At 64.2% G+C, this 20,780-nt stretch carries 7 protein-coding genes; 3 read left to right on the top strand and 4 right to left on the bottom strand.

Annotated features, from left to right (window positions below; genetic code table 11):
- The first annotated feature begins 175 nt into the window (after positions 1 to 175).
- Positions 176 to 14,476: a non-ribosomal peptide synthetase gene (locus tag B0E55_RS21140; RefSeq protein ID WP_080910403.1), complete on the top strand. Its 14,301-nt coding sequence runs from the start codon at positions 176 to 178 to the stop codon at positions 14,474 to 14,476.
- A gap of 2 nt (positions 14,477 to 14,478) precedes the next feature.
- Here B0E55_RS21140 and ku read toward each other — a convergent pair whose 3' ends face one another.
- Positions 14,479 to 15,318, bottom strand: a complete 840-nt coding sequence (ku, locus tag B0E55_RS21135; RefSeq protein ID WP_172932851.1) for a non-homologous end joining protein Ku — start codon at positions 15,316 to 15,318, stop codon at positions 14,479 to 14,481.
- Positions 15,319 to 15,467: 149 nt separating this feature from the next.
- On the opposite strand from ku, the gene B0E55_RS21130 reads away from it, so the two are divergent.
- Positions 15,468 to 16,439 carry an alpha/beta hydrolase gene (locus B0E55_RS21130; RefSeq protein WP_029255347.1) on the top strand — a complete coding sequence of 324 codons (972 nt, stop codon included), beginning with the start codon at positions 15,468 to 15,470 and terminating at the stop codon, positions 16,437 to 16,439.
- 15 nt (positions 16,440 to 16,454) lie between these two features.
- On the opposite strand, the gene B0E55_RS21125 is transcribed toward B0E55_RS21130, so the two are convergent.
- Together B0E55_RS21125 and B0E55_RS21120 are read right to left on the bottom strand one after the other, a co-directional pair.
- Positions 16,455 to 17,585, bottom strand: coding sequence for a lycopene cyclase family protein (locus B0E55_RS21125; protein WP_080910402.1), 1,131 nt, complete (start codon positions 17,583 to 17,585; stop codon positions 16,455 to 16,457).
- Between the two features lie 10 nt (positions 17,586 to 17,595).
- Complete coding sequence (locus B0E55_RS21120; protein ID WP_080910401.1) at positions 17,596 to 18,381, bottom strand: SDR family oxidoreductase; 786 nt, start codon at positions 18,379 to 18,381, stop codon at positions 17,596 to 17,598.
- Between the two features lie 129 nt (positions 18,382 to 18,510).
- Between B0E55_RS21120 and B0E55_RS21115 the strand changes: the two genes are divergently transcribed.
- Positions 18,511 to 20,142, top strand: a complete 1,632-nt coding sequence (locus B0E55_RS21115) for an ABC-F family ATP-binding cassette domain-containing protein (RefSeq protein WP_020907739.1) — start codon at positions 18,511 to 18,513, stop codon at positions 20,140 to 20,142.
- 60 nt (positions 20,143 to 20,202) lie between these two features.
- Here the strand turns inward: B0E55_RS21115 and B0E55_RS21110 are convergent, their stop codons facing one another.
- Positions 20,203 to 20,769 carry a TetR/AcrR family transcriptional regulator gene (locus B0E55_RS21110; protein WP_003944970.1) on the bottom strand — a complete coding sequence of 189 codons (567 nt, stop codon included), beginning with the start codon at positions 20,767 to 20,769 and terminating at the stop codon, positions 20,203 to 20,205.
- Positions 20,770 to 20,780 lie beyond the last annotated feature (11 nt).

The raw sequence follows: 20,780 nt of genomic DNA, 5'->3' as shown, positions 1-20,780 counted from the left end.
ATCGGTAACATCGCAGCTGATTGTCACGATGTGATCTCCGGCGGGCGATTTGCCAGTTTCCACCCGAGCTTTCCAATGTATTCGTCTCATTTCGAAGTGCCCCGATCAGTTCGAAGCGTCCAGCGGACGCATATACCTGTTTGCATCATGATCAAGTTGTAAGAGGGAGATTCGTGTGGATGGCAGTCCCGACCGAGAAATCGTTTCCGCAGCTCGTCCGGACGACGAACTCACCTTCCCTCTTTCTGCCGCGCAACTTTCCCTGCTTGTCGCACAACAGCTTCGACCCGAGATTCCCGTCAGCATCGCTCAGTACGTCGACGTGGACGGCCCGCTCGACATCGAGCTGCTGACCGCTGCCAGTAAACAGACCGGCCGTGAGATCGGCTCCGGATACCTGCGCCTGGTCGAGGTGGACGGGGTTGCGCGTCAGTGGCTCGATCTCGACATGGACGACTCCCTCGACGTGGTCGACCTGCGCGCCGAATCCGATCCGGAATCGGCGGCGCGAGAATGGATGCGCAAAGAGCACACTGCTGCCATCGATCCGTTCACCGATCGCCTGGTCAGGCTGGCAGTCCTGGTGCTTCGCGACGACCATTACTACTGGTACAGCCGTATTCATCATGTGGCGCTCGACGGTTTCGGCGCGATGTCGATGATGAACCGCACAGCCGAGATCTACACCGCCGCGGTGCGGGATCTGCCAGTTCCCCCAGCGGTAACTGCCCCCCTCCAATCGTTGGTGAAGGCAGAGGCCGACTATCTGGGCTCTTCCCGGTGGGAACGCGATCGCGACTACTGGAACACCAAGATGGCCGACAAGCCGGGCGGAACCTCGCTCGCGTCCTCGACTGCTCCGTCGCAGGCGTGGTCACGCCTACGGTCGGCGACGGTACCTACGGAACTGCGAAGCTCCCTCGAACGGCTTGCCGTCGCTCACGACGTGACTACGTCGTCAGTGGTGATCGGTGCACTGGCGGCTTACCTCGCCCGGGCCACCGGGACCCGCGACGTGGTCCTCAGCCTGCCGGTCTCGGGGCGGACGACGAAAGCTGCTCGCAGGTCCGGCGGAATGATGTCGAACGTCGTCCCGATACGTGCGAGTGTCGATCCGCACTTCGCGGTGGGAGACTTGCTGCACGAGGTGAAGATCGAACTCACCGGCGCACTGCGTCATCAGAAGTACCGCCACGAGGACCTACGACGCGACCTCAACGCCGGTGATCACAGCATCGCCGACGGACGCGGCTTCCACGGGCCGTTGATCAACCTCATGCTGTTCCACTCGGGAATCACTCTCGGGGACGCGCACGGCGAACTGAACGTGATCTCGACCGGGCCGATCGAAGACCTCTCGGTCAACGTCTATCAGACTTCCGCAGCCGAAGAGATCCAGATCGACTTCGCCGCGAACCCAGACCTCTACACCAACGAGGACATCACGCGTCACCACCGACGTTTCCTCGAATTCCTCGAATTGTTCTGCGCTGCGGAATCGGGAACTCGATTGATGGACATCGACCCGGACGCCGCGGGGAAGTGGATCGCCGAAGTTCAACACGCCCGCAACGTCGAGTACTGGTCTTCGACATTGTCGAACCCCGCCGAGGATCTGGGTTTGCCGGTCGTCGCCGGATCCGGTCGGACGTCCACGCCCCTCGAGATCGAGGCAGACCTCTGCCGCCGCCTCGAGACGATGGCGACGACGATGAACACGAGTCTGTTCGTGCTGTTCCAGTCTGCGATGGCCGGACTGCTGCGCCGCGTCGGTTCGGCTGACGAGGTGTCGATCGGCGTCTCGGTCCGCGGGTACGGCGCCTCGAACCCGGACGATTTCGTCTCGATGTTCGCCAACCAGTTGGTGCTTCGCTCGACGGTGTCGAACACCATGACGCTCAACGACCTGGTCGGTGCGGTGGACACCGTCGCAATCGAAGCTTTCGAACACGCAGACATTCTTCTGTCTTCGGTGACCGCCGCACTCGGTGACGGCCGCTGGGTGGAGACGGGCCCGTTGTTCCGGGCGATGGTCTGCTTCGAGGAGCCGCTGGATGCTCACCCGAGATTTCCGGGGCTCATGGTCGGTGCGCCTATCGGATCGGATCTGGCCACCGTGCCGGAACTGTTTGTCTCCCTGGCGATTCCGACTGGTGAGCATGCCGATTTCGATCAGCCGATCTCCGGTGTTCTGGATTGGCTCGGCACGAAGGAGCAAGCCGAGGACCTCGCCGACCGTTATCTACGAATCTTGACCGCGATGGTCGGTGCTCCGCACTCGGCGCTCGGCTCAGTGGATCTGCTCCGCCCGGACGCGCGCCAGGCGCTGGTGCCGCCCGTTCTCCCGATTACCCCGGTCCGAACGCTCTCCGACATCCTTTCCGATCGCATTCGGGCGACCCCGGAAGCGATCGCCGTTGTCGCAGGTAGCGAGCGCGTGTCGTACCGCGAACTCGATCGACGATCGAATCAGTTGGCGCGCAAGCTCGTCGAGCATGGCGTGCAATCCGAGTCGTTGGTCGGAATCATGCTGCCGAAATCCGTGGACATGATCGTTGCCGCTGTCGCGGTAGTGAAGGCCGGCGGCGGATACCTCCCACTCGATCGTGCGCACCCCGCCGAGCGTTTGGCATACGTGGTCGAGGATGCGCAACCGGTGTGCGTCATCTCCGATTCCACTTTCCCGAACTCCGCCTTCCCGAATTCTGACGTGGTGGTCGTCGGGGTCGACTCCGACGAGTACTCCGGTGAGGGTCTGGAAACCGATGAGTGCCCGCGCGGGCACGGAGTCGACAATCTGGCATACGTGATCTACACCTCGGGGTCGACGGGCCGACCCAAGGGCGTCTCGGTTACTCACGCCACCGTGGTGCGATTGTTCGAGAACACGCAGGTCGAATTCGGATTCGACGGCAACGACGTGTGGACGATGTTCCACTCGTTCGCCTTCGACTTCTCGGTGTGGGAAATGTGGGGCGCGCTGCTCCACGGTGGAACGCTGGTTCTGGTCGATCACGAAGTCTCACGCGACCCCGATGCCTTCCGCGCGCTCGTCGCCGCAGAAGGCGTCACCGTGCTCAATCAGACGCCCTCGGCCTTCTACCAGTACATCGAAGCCGACCTTCGGGCCGATTCGGCGACCCGGCTCCGGTACGTGATCTTCGGTGGCGAAGCCTTGGATCTTCGTCGCCTCGGGCGCTGGTATGACAATCACGCGGGCTACGACGATCACACGGAATCCGGGCCCGCACTCGTCAACATGTACGGCATCACCGAGACGACGGTGCATGTCACCCATCTCGAAATCGACCGGGCGAGCGCGAGTGCGGTTACCGGCAGCCGGATCGGTGACGCGATCGACGGACTTCGTGTGTACCTGCTCGACGAGCATCTCTCCCCGGTCCCGGTGGGGATTGCGGGGGAGATCTATGTCGCCGGCGGTCAACTCGCCCGTGGCTATCTGGGCCGACCAGACCTCACCGCGGGCCGGTTCGTCGCCGATCCATTCAACGCGGGCGGCCGGCGGTTGTACCGGTCCGGTGACCGCGCACGATGGATTGCGCCTGGACAACTCGAGTACCTCGGACGCGGCGACGCGCAGGTCAAGATCCGCGGATTCCGGATCGAACTCGGCGAAATCGACTCCGTCATCCTCGGCGCGCCGGGAATCGACGACGCCGTGACCGTCGTGGCTCCGACGCCGGCCGGCGGCGCTCTCGTGACCTATGTGACCGCTTCGGACGCCGTGGACGCCGAAGCCCTTCGCGCGCACGCCGCCGAAGCCCTCCCCACCTACATGGTTCCCGATGCCTTCATGGTCATCGATTCGATTCCGTTGACCACCAACGGAAAACTCGACCGGCGTGCGCTGCCGTCGCCGATCCTCGCCTCCACCAAGGTCTTCCGGCCCCCGACGACTCCGACCGAGGGCAAGGTAGCCGCGGTTCTGGCTGACATCCTGGGTAGTGGACCGCTCGGGCTCGACGATAATTTCTTTCATTTGGGCGGAAACTCGCTGGTAGCGACGACGGCTGTGGCGCGCTTGACCGAAGCCACCGGAGTTCGTATGCCACTGCGTGCGCTCTTCGACCATCCCACGGTGTCCGGGATCGCGGCGACGATCGAGCGTGCCGCCCAGACCCCGGACGCCGACGGTATCCAGGTCGTGGCCCGGCCGGCGGTACTACCTCTCGCTCCCGCGCAGCAGCGACTGTGGTTCCTGAACCGCGTCGCACCGGAATCAGGTGCATACAACATTCCGTTGGCGGTGTCGTTGCGCGGCGCCGTCGATCCCGACGCACTGAGTGCCGCGATCGTGGACGTCGTGACACGTCACGAGTCACTACGCACCGTGTTTCCTCAAATCGGGGACAACGCAACGCAGAAGGTTCTGGGCCTGGGCGAGGGTATCGCGGGGCTCGAGTCGATCGAAGTGGAACGCGAGAATCTCGAAAGTGTGATCTTCGAATTCTCCTCGGCGGGTTTCGATCTGGTCCGCGAACGCCCGGTCCGCTACCTGCTGATCACTGTCGCCGACGATGAGGAAGGCGATGGCAAGGACGGCGATGACGAGCAAGCAGTCCTCGTCGTAGTTCTGCACCACATGGTGGCCGACGGCTGGTCGCTCGCGCCGTTGGCTGCTGATCTCACCGGCGCTTACGCCGCCCGCGTCGGCGGCAACAGCCCGCAGTGGGCGCCCCTTCCGGTGCAGTACGCCGATTACACGCTCTGGCACCGAGAACACCTCGGCGACGCGGCATCCACCGATTCGCTTGCCCACTCACAGATCGCGTTCTGGAAGCAGCAGCTGGCGGGAGCGCCCGAGCAACTCCACCTGCCGACGGACCGTCCGCGCCCACTCGACCCGACCATGCGCGGGGCCGGAGTCGACATCAGAATTGGCGCTTCCACTCATCAGAAGCTCGTTGTACTTGCCGGCGATCACGACGCCACGCCGTTCATCGCCCTGCATGCGTGCTTCGCCCTGCTTTTGGCCAGGTACAGCGGCACGGACGACATCGTCATCGGAACACCGGTGGCAGGACGAGGGGACAGATCTCTCGATCTGCTCGTCGGCATGTTCGTCAACACTCTGGCCTTGCGGACCGTCGTCGATCGGGACGCGACGTTCGCCGCACACCTGTCGCAGGTCAGGGCCGTCGACGTGGATGCCTTCGACAATGCGGACGTGCCTTTCGACGTCGTCGTGGACGCGCTCGAACTGGACCGCTCGCCTGCGCACCATCCGGTCTTTCAAGCTGCCATCACCTCTCGGATAACCACCGCTCACACAGCCGAACTGGCCGGGGTGTCGATGACGGCGCGGGCAGTCGAGACGGGGTTGACCAAGTTCGACCTCGAGCTCACCGTCACCGAACGTCACGAGTCCGGGGCCGCAGCAGGAATCGATGCCACGTTCACCTATTCCACCGACCTGTTCGACAACGCGACCGTCGAAGCCTTGGCGCGAAACTTCGTGACCCTCGTGGAATCGGCAGTGTCGGAACCGACTGCACCGGTTGGTGATCTTCGTGTACTCGGATCCCGGGAGAGTGCCGCGATATTGCCGCGGCGCGGCGTGGCTTCGGTGGGCGAATCGACGCTGGCGCAGATCCTCGGGGATACCGCGAGGACGTATCCCGACGCGATCGCCCTCGAAGACTCCGAGCGCTCACTCTCGTACGGGGAGCTGGAGCGTCGATCGAATCGGATCGCTCGATACCTCATGGACCTGGGCGTCGGCCCCGAGACACCGGTCGCACTGGCCGTCGCCCGATCGGTCGACTCCGTGCTCGCAGTCTGGTCGGTCACCAAAGCCGGTGGCGTTTTCGTCCCGGTCGATCCCCGTTATCCCGCAGATCGAGTTGCGCACATGCTCGAGGATTCGGGTGTGCGGATCGGAATTCGGTCCGCCGAGGTTGCGGCCGGTCCGGCAACCGGCGGGAACGTCGCAGTCTGGATCGACCTCGGCGACGCGGACACGGTTGCAGAATGTGCCGCCTACTCCGACGCTGCCATCGACGACGCTGACAGAACAGCGTCGATCACTGCGGCGTCGGCTGCGTACGTCATCTACACCTCCGGCTCGACCGGAGTGCCGAAGGGCACCGTCGTCACTCACGCAGGTTTGGCCAATCTTGCTCGCGAACAACAGGATCGGTACCGGATCACCGCCGGGTCGCGGACTCTGCATTTTGCGTCACCGAGTTTCGACGGCGCCGTACTCGAGCTACTGCTCGCCGGTTCGACCGGCGCGACGATGGTGATCGCCCCTCCCGACATCTACGGAGGGGAGGCGTTGAGCGAGTTCCTCCGAAGCCGCGAGGTCACTCATGCCTTCATCACTCCGGCTGCTCTGGCGACCGTCGATCCGGCGGGCGTGACGGCGCTGGAATGCGTAGTCGTCGGCGGCGACGTGTGCACCCCGGAATTGGTCTCGAGCTGGGGCAACGGGCGCAGACTGCACGACGGTTACGGTCCGACCGAAACCACTGTCATGGTTGCCATCAGTGACCCACTCTCACCGGGCGATCCGATCACCATCGGCGGTCCCATCCGCGGAATCGACGCCGTGGTGCTCGACGCTCGGCTGCAACCGGTCCCGATCGGCGGCGTCGGCGAGCTGTACATCGGTGGGCCGGGGCTTTCACGTGGTTACCACCTTCGTCCCGCGCTGACGTCGGATCGTTTTGTCGCGCATCCGTACTCGACGCCCGGTGCCCGGATGTACCGAACCGGTGACCTGGTCCGTTGGACCAAGGACCTGACCCTTCGCTACGTGGGCCGCAGCGATCATCAGCTCAAGATCCGCGGGTTCCGCATCGAACTCGGCGAGATCGACGCTGCTCTGATGGATTCCCCTCTCGTTCACTTCGCCACGACGATTCCCGTCGAATCCGCCGCAGGCACCAATCTGGCGTCGTACGTGTTGCTCAGCGGCGACGCTGATATCGAGTCGCTCTTTGCGGCACTCGCCGACACGCTGCCGCGGTACATGATTCCGTCGTCGATCACCCCGATCGACGCGATTCCGTTGACTCCGGTCGGCAAACTCGATCGGAGAGCATTGCCGACGCCGATACCGCGCGAAGTCCTCGGTACGGGTCGTGAACCCGAGACCGGGCTCGAACGCACCGTCGCCGACGTGTTCGCTTCACTGCTCGACGTACCCGAGGTCCGGGCCGGAGACAGTTTCTTCGATCTCGGGGGCAACTCACTCGTCGCGACGCAGGTGTCCGCGCGGTTGAGCGCAGCGACGGGACTCGCCGTGGACGTGCGCTCGATCTTCGAAGCACCGACCGTCGAAGCGCTCGCTGCACGTCTGGCGGCGAGCGCCGAAGAATCAGACGATCGACCTGCCCTGAGCGCCGGTGCTCGCCCGGACCGACTACCGCTCTCCGCTGCGCAACAGCGGCTGTGGTTCGTCAATCGCTTCGACCCGCAGTCCGCGGTCTACAACATTCCGTTCGCGATCCGGATCACCGGAGACATCCACGGCGATGCACTCGAGGAGGCGCTTGCGGACGTCATTGCACGCCATGAGGTGCTTCGAACGATCTACGTCGACAGCGCCGACGGCCCGAGTCAGGTCATCCGAGCAATTTCCGACGTGCAGTTCTCCGTCGAGCGCTACCGCGGATCCGAAGGTATCGAATCCGCGACGACGGAGTTCGCGGCGCGTGGGTTCGATCTCGGTTCGGATCTGCCGATTCGGGCCATGCTGGTGCGCGAGGACACTTTCGCTCACGTACTGGTCGTCGTCATCCATCACATCGCCTTCGACGGCTGGTCCCTGACTCCCTTCGCGACAGATTTCGTCGCGGCGTACTCCGCACGCGTCGTCGGAGACGCCCCGGTTTTCACACCGCTCGACGTGCAGTATGCCGACTACGCGGTGTGGCAGCAAGACTCGCTCGGGCAGATCGACGACCAAGAGTCTCTGGTTGCCCGCGAGCTGACCTTCTGGACCGCTGCCATGGCCGGTGCCCCGGACGAGGTACTGCTACCGGTGGATCGCCCACGCGGATCTGTCACCACGACCGCCGTCGGATCGGTGCCGATCGTCATCGACGCGGCGACCGGGGAGCGGCTCGCCGCCTTGGCAAGGCGCAGTGGCACGACGCAATTCATGGTCGTACACGCGATCTTGACGGTTGTTCTGGCGCGTCTCGGTGCTACCGACGACGTGGTGGTCGGCACTCCGGTGGCAGGCCGCGGCCGACCCGAACTGGATTCCCTGATCGGGATGTTCGTCAATTCGGTACCGCTTCGCACATCGGTCGATCACCGAGCGTCGTTCACCTCCCTGCTCGAGGTCGTCCGTGAACGCGACCTTGCCGCCTTCGCGCACCCCGAGTTGCCATTCGAGGTGCTGGTCGACGCCCTCGATCTCGACCGGTCCACTACGCGACACCCGCTGTTTCAGGTCATGCTGTCGTACCACCAGAATGTGGTCTCGCCGCAGGTAACCGTCCACGACGCGCATCTCGAGGCGCAAGCGCTCGAACCGTCCGTCGCGAAGTTCGACCTCGAGTTCACCCTGCTGGCAGGCGATTCCGAGAAGGCGGAGATCACCGGGTCGCTCAGGTTTGCCGAGGCGCTCTTCGACATTTCCACCGCGGAAACGATCGCCGCACGTGTGCAGTCGGTGGCCCGTGCCGTCGCCGCAGACCCGGACACCGCAATCGACGACATGGAATTTCTCAGCACCCTCGAGCGGGCGTCGCTGATGCCGGTACGAGGTCCGGCGTGGACCAGTTCGCGCACCTTGGCCGAAATATTGACGCGGACCGCCACCCGTTCAGGCGATTCGGTGGCCCTTCGATCTGGTGACACCACCGTGCTCTACCGAGATCTCTTCGCCCGTGCATCGGCGCTTGCCCACCGTTTGACCACGGAAGGTATCGGCGCCGAAGACATTGTGGCGATAGCGATTCCGCGTTCGATCGACTCGATCGTCGCGTTGTGGGGCGTTTCCTTGACCGGCGCCGCGTTCGTTCCGGTCGATCCGCGGTACCCAGCCGATCGCATTCTGCACATGCTCACCGACTCCGGAGCCACTCGCGGAGTGACAACGGAAGCGGTGATCGAATCACTGCCCCGTCCGGTTCCGTGGATGACGATGGACGACATCCACGGCGACGGTGTCTGGCAGCCGGTTCCTGCCGCGCCGATCCGAATCGACAACCTCGCCTACATCATCTACACCTCCGGATCGACGGGAAAGCCCAAGGGTGTCAGCGTCACTCACCGTGGCCTGAGCGCATTGGCCGCCGAGCAGACGGCGCGCTACGGCATCTCGGCGCAGTCGAGGACGCTGCACTTCTCCTCACCGAGCTTCGACGCATCCATCCTCGAACTGCTGCTCGCTGTCGGTGAGGGCGCGACGATGGTGATCGCATCTCCCGATGTGTACGGCGGCGAGGACCTCGCAAAACTGATCACCGATCAGCAGGTGAGCCACGCGTTCATCACGCCGGCAGCGCTGGCCTCGGTCGATCCCACCGGGCTGGACGTCTTGCAGTCGATCGTTGTCGGCGGCGAGGCCTGTTCACCCGAACTGGTCCGCAAGTGGGCACCGGGTCGCCGGTTGTTCAACGGTTACGGGCCGACGGAAACCACGGTCATGGTGTGCATCAGCGATGCCCTGACGGTGGGGGAGACCGTGACCATCGGTGGACCCGTCCGGGGCGTGTCCGCGGTAATTCTCGACGGCTCGGCTCAGCCGGTACCCGTCGGGGTCACCGGTGAGCTCTACATCGCCGGCCTCGGACTTGCCCGCGGCTACCTCGACCAACCCGCGTTGACGGCGACGCGATTCGTGGCAGCGCCGTTCGGCCCGGCCGGCGCCCGCATGTACCGGACCGGTGACCTGGTTCGGTGGACGCCGCTCGAGACGATCGAATACGTCGGACGCTCTGATCACCAGGTGAAAGTACGCGGATTCCGCATCGAACTGGGCGAGATCGACTCCGTGCTCAGCGATTACCCCGGCGTCGAGTTCGCGGTCACCGTGGGCATCGACGCAGCTTCCGGTGAGACGATGTTGGCGTCGTACGTAGTGCTCGGCGCCGATGCGGTCGAGATGGACGAACTGCTGAACCATGCGCGCCGCTCACTGCCCGGCTTCATGGTGCCGTCGGCGATCACCCCGATCGAGCACGTTCCGCTGACCCCCGTCGGGAAACTCGACCGAGCGGCGCTGCCGGCGCCGACACTGCGTTCGTCCGAGCGGAGTGTCGAGCCGCTGACCACCGCGACCGAACTCCAGGTTGCCGGCGTCGTGGCGGAACTGCTGGGTATCGAACAGATCAGTGCGTCGGACAGTTTCTTCGAACTCGGCGGCAACTCACTGCTCGCCACCAGACTGGCCCAGCGACTCGGCGAATCGTTGGGCAGGCAGGTACCTGTCCGAATGCTGTTCGAGCACCCCGAAATTCGGGAACTTGCCACCGTGCTCGACACATCCGCCGGGGCGAAGGCGCTACCACCGATCACCGCCGTCGACCGCCCCGAGCAAGTTCCGCTGTCCTACGCGCAGGCCCGCATCTGGTTCCTCAACCAGATGGATCCTGGCTCACCCGCGTACAACGTCCCTGCTGCGATCTCCCTCGACGGTGCACTCGACGTCCCAGCCCTCGAAGCTGCGGTCCTCGACGTGATCGAAAGGCACGAAATTCTGCGCACGGTGTTCCCCGACTCCGACACCGGCCCACACCAGGTGATCCAGGATGCATTCACCTCGCTGGAGTACGCAAATGCGGACACCCGTGAACCGGCAGAGCTCGCCCGAGAATTAGCGTCGCGCGGATTCGACATCACGACCCAATCTCCCGTTCGCGCGCTCCTGCTCGAGTCGACGCCGCAGCACCACACACTTGTCATCGTGATCCACCACATCGCGGCGGACGGATGGTCGATCGCGCCGTTGATGAAGGACGTGCTCACCGCCTACGTCGCGAGAAGTTCGGGACGCGCTCCCGAGTTCACCCCGCTCGAGGTGCATTTCGCGGACTTCGCCATCTGGCAGCGGGAAGCGCTGGGCTCTGTGAACGAATCCGAGAGCGTGCTCGGGGCACAGGCGTCGTACTGGCGGGAGACGTTGCGGGGAGCACCTGAGCTGATCGACCTTCCGAGCGATCGAGCGCGCCCGCTCACCCAGTCGTTGAGCGGCGGCCACACCGCGGTCTCGCTTCCGGCGCACACCCGGATCGCGGTCGAGGCGGTCGCCGGCTCGAATGCGGCGACGCCGTTCATGGTGTTGCACGCTGCCTATGCCGTGCTGCTGTCCAGGCTGAGTCGAAGCACGGACATCGTGATCGGATCTCCGGTCGCCGGGCGAGGACACCGAGTTCTCGACGACCTCGTGGGAATGTTCGTGGGCACGGTCGGACTGCGCACGACGGTCGATCCCGGGTCGACGTTCGTCGACGTTCTGCGTACTGTCCGCTCCGTCGATCTCGACGCCTTCGCCCACGCGGACATTCCGTTCGAGCAGGTCGTGGACGTTGTGGCGCCGACCCGGACCACCGACCGTCATCCGGTGTTCCAGACGATGATCTCGTTCCACGGCGCCCACCCGACGACGTGGGACCTGCCTGGACTTGCCGTTCGTGCCCACGAGATCACACCGGACATCGCCAAGTACGACCTGCAGTTCACCGTTGTCGAACAGACCGCGGAGGAAGGCGGCGGCTACGAGGCCTCCCTCACCTACGCGAAGGACCTCTTCGACACCGATACGGCGGAGTCGTTTGCGGTGATGCTGGAAACGGTCATCGAGACACTGACTGCCCAGCCCTCCGCCGTCGTCGGTGACGTGGATCTTGCGGGACGTGGCCTGCGTGCGTTGCCCGGACGTCCGGCCGGCGATGCTTTGACCTTGCCGGAGTTGCTGCTTCGCAGCGCGGCCGATCCGCATGCTCCGGCAATCGTCGACGTCGCGGCTTCCGCCACGCTCACGTACGGCGAACTCGACCGACGCTCCGACGCAATGGCGTTTGCGTTGATCGCTCGCGGGATTGCGCCGGAAATGATTGTGGCACTCGCGCTTCCGAGGTCGGCCGACTATGTGATCGCGCTCTGGGCGGTAGCGAAAGCCGGCGGAGTGTTTCTTCCCGTGGACCCGGCGTACCCCGCCGAGCGGATCGAGCACATGCTCACCGACAGTGGGGCGGTACTCGGTATCACCAGGGGTGAGTATGTGGCCGGCCTTCCGGGCGCCACGTCGTGGATCGAGCTCGACGCGGTCGAATTCACCACCGAAATCGAGGCAGTCCATTCCGAGACACTGCCGGACGCGCCACTCGAGTTCGACAACCCGGCCTACCTGATCTACACCTCGGGCTCGACCGGAAAACCCAAGGGCGTATTGGTCACTCACGCGGGATTGGCCGCGTTTGCCGACGAACAGCGGGAACGTTTCGGCGTCACCGCGCACTCTCGCGCTCTGAGCTTCGCCTCGACGAGCTTCGACGCGTCGGTTCTCGAGCTCCTTCTGGCATTCGGCGCCGGCGCAACGATGGTGATTGCGCCTCCGACGGTTCTCGGCGGTGTCGAATTGCACGAACTGCTCGACGAGCAGACGATCACCCATGCATTCGTGACTCCGGCTGCCCTGACGACTGTCGATCCCGCCGGTCTCGACCATCTCGAGGCCGTCGTTGTCGGTGGCGACGCCTGCACCGCCGACCTCGTATCTCGGTGGGCGCCGAGGCGCCGAATGTTCAACGCGTACGGCCCGACCGAGGCCACCGTCGCAGTCACCATCAGCGATTCACTCGTCGCGGGGCAGACCGTGACGATCGGCGGTCCGATCCGAGGCGTGGATGCGATGGTTCTCGATTCCCGACTGCACTCGGTCCCCGGGCAGGTCGTCGGCGAGCTCTACGTCAGCGGCGACGGTCTCGCCCGCGGGTACCTCGGCAACCCCGCGCTCACGGCAGCGCGGTTCGTCGCCGACCCGCACGGACCCGAAGGCTCTCGGATGTACCGCACCGGAGATCTTGTGCGTGAAGATCGCGCACGGTCGCTTGTCTATCTCGGACGCGCGGACCACCAGGTCAAGGTCCGAGGGTTCCGGATCGAACTCGGTGAAATCGACGCGGTGCTGGCGTCGGAGGCGTCCGTGCATTCGGCTGTGAGCGTGGTCGTCGGCAACGGCGTCGACGCTCGGATAGTCGCGTACGTCGTCCCGGCACACGGGGACGTCGACGTCACCGCACTACGGCGCCACGCAGGCACATCCCTACCTGCGCACATGATCCCGTCCGCTTTTGTCACGATCGATGCAGTCCCGACCACACCGGCGGGCAAGCTGGATCGCGCAGCTCTGCCTGCGCCCCTCTGGGAGGCGCCGAGTGGACGCAGTCCGGAAGGCAGCGACGAGATTGCGATCTGCGCTGCTTTCGCGGAGGTCCTCGATCTCGCCGACGCAGACACGTACGCCGATTCGAGCTTCTTCGAACTCGGCGGAAACTCGCTCATGGCAACGCGTTTGGTCGCTGCCATCAAGGAACGAACCAGCATGACCGTCCCCGTCGCGTGGATATTCTCCGACCCGACGCCGGAGGCATTGGCGCGCAGACTCTTCGAACTCGAGGCAACAGTTGTGACAAGTGACGCGGATACCTCCGCACTTGCAGTAGTCCTGCCACTACGCCCGGAAGGCCGCGCCGAGCCACTGTTCTGCATCCATCCGGCCATCGGTTTGGCCTGGTGCTACGGGGCGCTCGATCGGTACGTCGATTCCAGCCGGCCGCTCTACGGCCTGCAGTCGCCGATTCTGACGGACCCCGAATTCCGGGCGGAGCTGATCGAGGATTTCGCGGCGCGGTACGTCGAGGAAATTCGCGGAGTTCAGCCGCACGGTCCGTATCACCTGCTGGGGTGGTCGATCGGGGGATTGATCGCTCACGCGGCGGCGGTGCAGTTGCAAGCAGCGGGTGAGAGCGTCGCGGACCTGATTCTGCTCGACAGCTTCGTTCTCGAAGACCCGACGATGGCGGGCGCGCAGCCTTCTCTCGCCGAACTGATCGGCGGGTTGGGGATCTCGGTCCCGGACGCCGACGAGCGTGATCTGACACCCGAGGACGCCGAAGCGCTCTTGCATGAAGCCATCGGCGATCACCCTTTGGTCTCGAGCGATCGGATCGAGCGACTGTTCGAGGAATACTCCGCAGGCGCGGAGCTTGCCCACCGGTACCGCCCGGGCAAGTTCGTGGGCGATCTGCTGTTCTTCTCGGCACAGAGCGACACCTTCGACCCGCTGCGAACGGCGTCGGCGTGGCGACCGTTCGTGTCCGGGGTGATCATCGACCGTCCGGTGCCCACGTCACACGCCGAAATGTTCACCGAGGCAGGTCTGGAGGCGATCGGGCCCGTGATCAACCTGGCGGTCGGAACGGGTCGTCACGCGGCCCCGGACGTCGACGCCGAGTTGGACGCTCTGATCGAGATCCAAGACGTGCGCGGCTGACCTCAGGCTCGTTTCTTCCTCGGCGTCGTCGACTTCGACGAGCCGGCCTTGGAGGCGTTCGACTTCGCTTCGTCCACACTGCGCTGCAGTGCGGCAACGAGGTCGACCACCTCTGCATCGGTGCCCTCCTGGTCGACCTCGGCGGCGGGGATGACCTTCTTGCCGCCGTTCTCGATCATCTCGTCGAGCAACTGCCGCAGTTGGAGCTGGTAGTCGTCGGTGAACTCGGTCGGATCGAAATCGCCCGCCATGCTCTCGACGAGCGTCTGCGCCATCTTCAGTTCCTTGGCCTTCGGCTTCTCCACGTCGTCGAGTGAAGGGAACTCTGCTGCGCGAACTTCGTCGGGCCACAGCAACGTCTGGATCACGAGGACGCCGTCGCGAGCGCGCATCGCGGCCAGGCGCGTCTTCTGTCGCAGAGTGAAATGCACCAGTGCCGTTCGATCACTCTCGGTGAGCACAGTCGAAAGCAGGACGTACGCCTTCGGCGACGCCGAATCGGGTTCGAGGAAGTAACTCTTCTCGAACAAGATCGGATCGATCTGATCGTTCGGCACGAATTCCAGCACCGGAATCTCGTGCTTCTCCGCGGCCGGGAGTTTGTTGAAGTCCTCGTCGCTCAAGATGACGCGCGATCCGTCTTCCGAGTCGTACGCCTTGTCGATGTCCGCGAACTGAACCGTGTTTCCGCACTCGGAACACACACGGTTGTACTTGATGCGGCCACCGTCTTTTGCATGGACCTGGTGAAATCGGATGTCGTGGTCCTCGGTCGCCGAGTACACCTTGACCGGAACGTTGACCAGACCGAAGGCTATCGAGCCTTTCCAAATCGAGCGCATGCCTCCCATGATGGTCGCCCCCAGCCGATTGCGCGAGGCAAACGCTCACGGTTGATCCCGAACCGTTGCGTCCGGGTGGGCCGGTTCGAGGCGCGGCGAGCGGGTATCCGCTCCGAGAATCCGACTCGCACACCTGGGGGCATACTCCGATGAGTATCCGAACCTACCGTCGACGCGTAGCAGCAGCGCTGGCAATTTCACTGGTTCCACTGCTGTTTGCGCCTTGGCCCGCGAACGCAGATCCGGCACGCACCGTAACCATCAGCGTCCACTCCGATGCGATGGGCCGCGACATTCCACTCGAGGTGATCCTCCCCGCCGACACGAGCGCCCCACGGCCCACGTTGTATCTGCTCAACGGCGCCGGTGGTGGCGAGGACAGTGCAACGTGGGAAGGACGGACCGATGTCCTGGACTTCTTTGCCGACAAGAACGTCAACGTCGTGACGCCGCTGGAAGGAGCGTTCAGCTACTACACCGACTGGCAGAAGGACGATCCCGTACTCGGACGCAACAAGTGGCAGACGTTCCTCACGCGTGAACTGCCGCCAGTCATCGATGCGCAGTTCGGTACCAACGGGGTCAACTCCATCGCGGCGATCTCGATGACCGCGACCTCGGTACTCAATCTCGCGATCTCAGCCCCAGGGCTGTATCGGAGTGTCGGGGCCTACAGCGGGTGCGCGGAGACTTCCACCCAGCCGGGTCAGGACTACGTGCGACTGGTGGTCGGTGCGCGGGGTGGCGCTGATCCGACAAACATGTGGGGACCGTTCGACGGTCCGGGATGGCGCGAGAACGATCCCGTCGTGAACGCGGAGAAGTTGCGGGGGACCGAACTGTACGTCTCCACCGGATCCGGGCTGCCAGGTCCGCACGACAACCTTCAGGCGCCCGATGTGAACGGAAACCCCGGAGCACTCCTGAATCAGATCATCGTCGGCGGCATCATCGAATCCGCGGTCAACGGGTGCACACACGGATTGGCGGACCGACTGAACGCACTGGGCATCCCCGCGACCTTCGACTTCAAGCCGAGCGGAACCCACTCGTGGGGTTACTGGCAGGACGACCTCCACAACTCCTGGCCGATGATCGCCGGCTCGATGGCAGCGCAGTAGTCGGTGCGGATCTAGTCACCGGAAAAACGGCGCGCGCATCAACGTCTTTCTCACGTGCCACGGTGACGATCGGAACAGTGTTGCCATCACCTTCGCCGTCGCGGCCGCGTCCCGCCGATCGGAAAGGTATGACCGCTGAGCCTCGACCGGTAGATCGAAGAACTTGTCGAAGAATGTGGTGACTTCGCCCGAGTCGAGGGTGAGAAGTGCGTTCAGACCAACGCGGCGGAGAGCGGATACCGCCTTGGCCGAGCGAGGCCAGAGTGCCGCGTTCGGATCCTCACCGTCGGCGATTGCTTTCGCGACAGTGTCGGCCTCGGCGAGTGAGGAGGCAACGCTGTATCCGGTTCCCGGATGCATCAGACCGCCTCGCCCGCCGAACCGGAGGACAGCGTCCGGGGACGAGTCCTTCGGGCCTTCGACTGCAAAACGGACTCGCTCGATCGGCGCGTCGTCGGGGACTTCGCAGCCCCGATTGTGAAGTCGGGTGCGCAGACGTGTTTCGAGTTCGCGCAACCCCAACGCCGGCCGGCCGACGAGGCAGGTCTCCTCGAGGAGGACTCGCTCGTTGTCGAGCGGGACCGCGTAGAGAAACGACGGAGTGTCGGCGTCGGAGGTGCCGTTGTCTGTTCGCCAGTCCATGAACCAGGCCTCGCTGCCGCCCAGAATCGGGTCGGCCAGAGCTCGGTCCACGATCATTCCGAAGGCCGTCTGCTGCGCGGTTGTCACTGCCAGATCGGTGCCTCGGGCGTCGACGACGACGGATCCCGTCAGCTGCGATCCGTCCACGCACACGACGGTGGTGGTGGACAGTGTTTGAGCGCGTAAGCCTCTGAACTCTATGGATGTGTCGGAGAGAAATGATTGCAGTAAAGATGTATTCAATACGTAATAATTGCGATCAAGCGTTTTCTGCCCGCTGATCCACACGCTCGGGCGTTCGATTCGGCTCGCGATCACCTCGTCCGGCAGCCACGACGGCAGCTCGTCTGCCCACGCCGAGTACGTCGGCGTCCACACCCGATGAGGATGCGGATCGACAACGACAACGGTGAGTTGCCGGGCGATACAGCGCGTCGCGAGTGCCCGCCCCGCCGGCCCTCCGCCCACGATCACCACGTCGGCGGAGGAGTCGAGTGTGCTCATGATCGGCGCACTACATCGATCCCGTTGCGAGCAGACCGCCGTCGACCCGGACCGTTTCGCCGGTGATCCATGCCGCCGCGTCGGAGACGAGGAAGCCGACCAAGCCGGCAACGTCCTCGGGGGTGCCGAGCCGCTTCATCGGGTAGCCCGCCGACGCCTTGTCCTCGCCGGCAGCGACCAGTGCTGCCGCGAACTGCGTCTTGACGATCCCGGGTGCTACGGCATTCACACGAATCTTCGGTCCCAGTTGCCAGGCCAGTTCTTCCGTCAACCGGATGAGCGCAGCCTTCGACGCGCCGTACGCCGCGATGACGCCCGTCGACCGGATCCCGGCCACACTTGCCAGGTTCACGACGGCTCCACCGTGTTCGCCCATCCACGCCCGATGTGCTTGTTGGACGTAACCGAGGGCGGCAACCACGTTCACGTCGAAGATCTTGCGCACGGCGTCGAGGTCCGCCTCCATGAGCGATCCGAAGACGGGATTGATTCCGGTGTTGTTGACCAGAATGTCGAGCGAACCGAACTCGGCGACGGCGCGGTCGACGGCACCGGAGCGGGCCTCGGCATCGGATGCGTTGCCCGCGAATGCGACGACCTTGCCGCCGTGCCCCAAATCGGACAGTTCGGATGCAGCGGCCTCGAGGGGCTCCGGCTTGCGGGCTGTGATCAAGACGTCGGCGCCGCGAGCGAGGAGCTCGGCGGCGACAGCTTTGCCGATTCCGCGACTTGCGCCGGTGACGATGGCGGCGCGGCCTTCGAGGTCGCGAGGACGAGTGCTGTTTTCGCTAGTCATGTCCCGAACGTTAGCGGACTCACACGCTCCTGGTCGGAACGACCGTCAGGTCACGGTAAAATCGATAGTTCTTGTGTCTGTAGTCAGGCATTGTTTACCCGTATTCGTCGTTTTTCCTGAGGAGTTTGCTTGATTACCGCCACTGACCTCGAAGTTCGTGCCGGTGTCCGCACCCTTCTCACAGCTCCCGGGCCTTCGCTGCGCATCCAGCCGGGCGACCGGATCGGACTCGTCGGACGTAACGGCGCCGGAAAGACGACCACTCTGCGCATCCTCGCCGGTGAAGGTGAGGCATATGCGGGAAGCGTCGTACGCACCGGTGAACTCGGATACCTCCCGCAGGACCCCAAAGAGGGCGACCTGAGCATCCTCGCCAAGGACCGGGTTCTCTCTGCCCGCGGCCTCGACACGATGCTCCGCGAGATGGAGAAGCAGCAGATCCTGATGGGCGAGGTGCTCGATCAGGAATCTCAGGACCGCGCGGTCAAGAAGTACGGCCAGCTCGAGGATCGATTCTCGGCCCTCGGCGGATACGAAGCCGAGAGCGAAGCCGCACGTATCACCAGCAGCCTCGGCCTCGAAGACCGTATTCTCGGGCAGCCGCTCAGCACGCTGTCCGGCGGTCAGCGTCGTCGTGTCGAATTGGCGCGAATCCTCTTTGCCGCCTCCGACGGCAGCGGTGCCCGCTCGGACACCACTCTGCTGCTCGACGAGCCCACCAACCACCTCGACGCCGACTCCATCACCTGGCTGCGTGGATTCCTCCAGAACCACGAGGGCGGACTGGTGGTCATCAGTCACGACGTCGACCTGCTCAACGACGTCGTCAACCGTGTGTGGTTCCTCGATGCCGTCCGCGGTGAGGCCGACGTTTACAACATGAACTGGAAGAAGTACCTCGACGCTCGTGCCACTGACGAGCAGCGTCGTCGCCGCGAGCGCGCGAACGCCGAGAAGAAGGCCGGTGCGCTGCGGATTCAGGCAGCGAAGATGGGTGCAAAGGCAACCAAGGCCGTCGCGGCTCAGAACATGGCCAAGCGAGCCGACAAGTTGATGGCGAACCTCGATGCCGAACGTGTCTCGGACAAGGTTGCGCGGATTCGTTTCCCCGAACCCGCCGCTTGTGGCAAGACTCCGCTGATGGGCAAGAACCTCACCAAGGTGTACGGCTCGCTCGAGATCTTCACCGGTGTCGATCTCGCGATCGATCGTGGGTCTCGTGTGGTTATCCTCGGACTCAACGGTGCAGGTAAGACCACACTGCTCCGCATCCTCGCGGGCGCGGAGAAGGCGGACGCGGGTGAGCTGATCGCCGGTCACGGACTCAAGGTCGGCTACTTCGCTCAGGAGCACGACACCCTCGACGACGACGCGTCCGTGTGGGAGAACATCCGCCACGCTGCGCCGGATACAGGGGAGCAGGAGCTGCGTTCTCTGCTCGGTGCCTTCATGTTCACCGGCCCACAGCTCGAACAGCCGGCCGGAACGCTCTCGGGTGGTGAAAAGACGCGTCTGGCTCTGGCCGGTCTGGTGTCGTCCGCTGCCAACGTTCTGCTTCTCGACGAGCCCACCAACAACCTGGACCCGATCTCACGCGAGCAGGTGCTCGACGCGCTCCGCAGCTACACCGGTGCCGTCGTCCTGGTCACCCACGATCCGGGCGCTGCCGAGGCACTCAACCCCGAGCGGGTCATCCTCCTGCCCGACGGCAACGAGGACCACTGGTCGCAGGAATACCTCGAGCTGATCCAGCTCGCCTAACCCCCTGTGAGTGGTTAGGGAGTCCCCGCACTCCTCAACCACTCACAGGGGCGAAGCCCCTCAATCTCGCCGCCGCACCGATTCCTCGACCAGATCGAGAACAGCTGACAGGTTGTCGACGCCGTGGCCGGAGGCGATTCTCGCGACCAGGCCGTCCATCACCAGATCCAGGTATCCGATCAGAATTTCGGTGGGAACGTCGTCACGGAGCCGACCGGCCGATTTCTGTCTGGCGAGGCGCGCACTGGTCGCTTCCGTCAGTTCTACGGAGCGCTGTGACCACTTCTCGCGGAAGTCGGCGTCGTTGCGCAGTCGACGCGCTATCTCCAGTCGCGTTCCCAGCCAATCGAATTGATCGGGCTGCGCGAGCATGTCCCGCATGACCTGGACGAGTCCCTCTTCGGCGACGACATCTGCCATCCGGCTCGCATCCTCGCTTGCGAGAGCGAGGAACAGGCCGTCCTTGTCCTTGAAGTGATGAAAGATCGCTCCTCGGGACAAACCGGTGACTTCTTCGAGACGGCGAACTGTGGCGCCGTCGTAGCCGTATTCCGCAAAGCAGCGGCGGGCGCCGTCAAGGATCTGACTGCGCCGTGCCGCGAGATGGTCTTCACTGACCTTGGGCACGTTGTTGTCCT

The sequence above is a fragment of the Rhodococcus sp. 66b genome (assembly GCF_002076325.1).
Classification (GTDB): Bacteria; Actinomycetota; Actinomycetes; order Mycobacteriales; family Mycobacteriaceae; genus Rhodococcus_F; species Rhodococcus_F erythropolis.
Note: the sequence above shows the minus strand (reverse complement) of the source record. Positions and strands in the feature narration are given on the sequence as shown.

What these genes read in the sequence shown, in the direction of transcription:
- ku (WP_172932851.1), bottom strand. Translation starts at nt 15,318, where the DNA reads ATGCGCTCGATTTGGAAAGGCTCGATAGCCTTCGGTCTGGTCAACGTT.
- B0E55_RS21130 (WP_029255347.1), top strand. Translation starts at nt 15,468, where the DNA reads ATGAGTATCCGAACCTACCGTCGACGCGTAGCAGCAGCGCTGGCAATT.
- B0E55_RS21125 (WP_080910402.1), bottom strand. Translation starts at nt 17,585, where the DNA reads ATGAGCACACTCGACTCCTCCGCCGACGTGGTGATCGTGGGCGGAGGG.
- B0E55_RS21120 (WP_080910401.1), bottom strand. Translation starts at nt 18,381, where the DNA reads ATGACTAGCGAAAACAGCACTCGTCCTCGCGACCTCGAAGGCCGCGCC.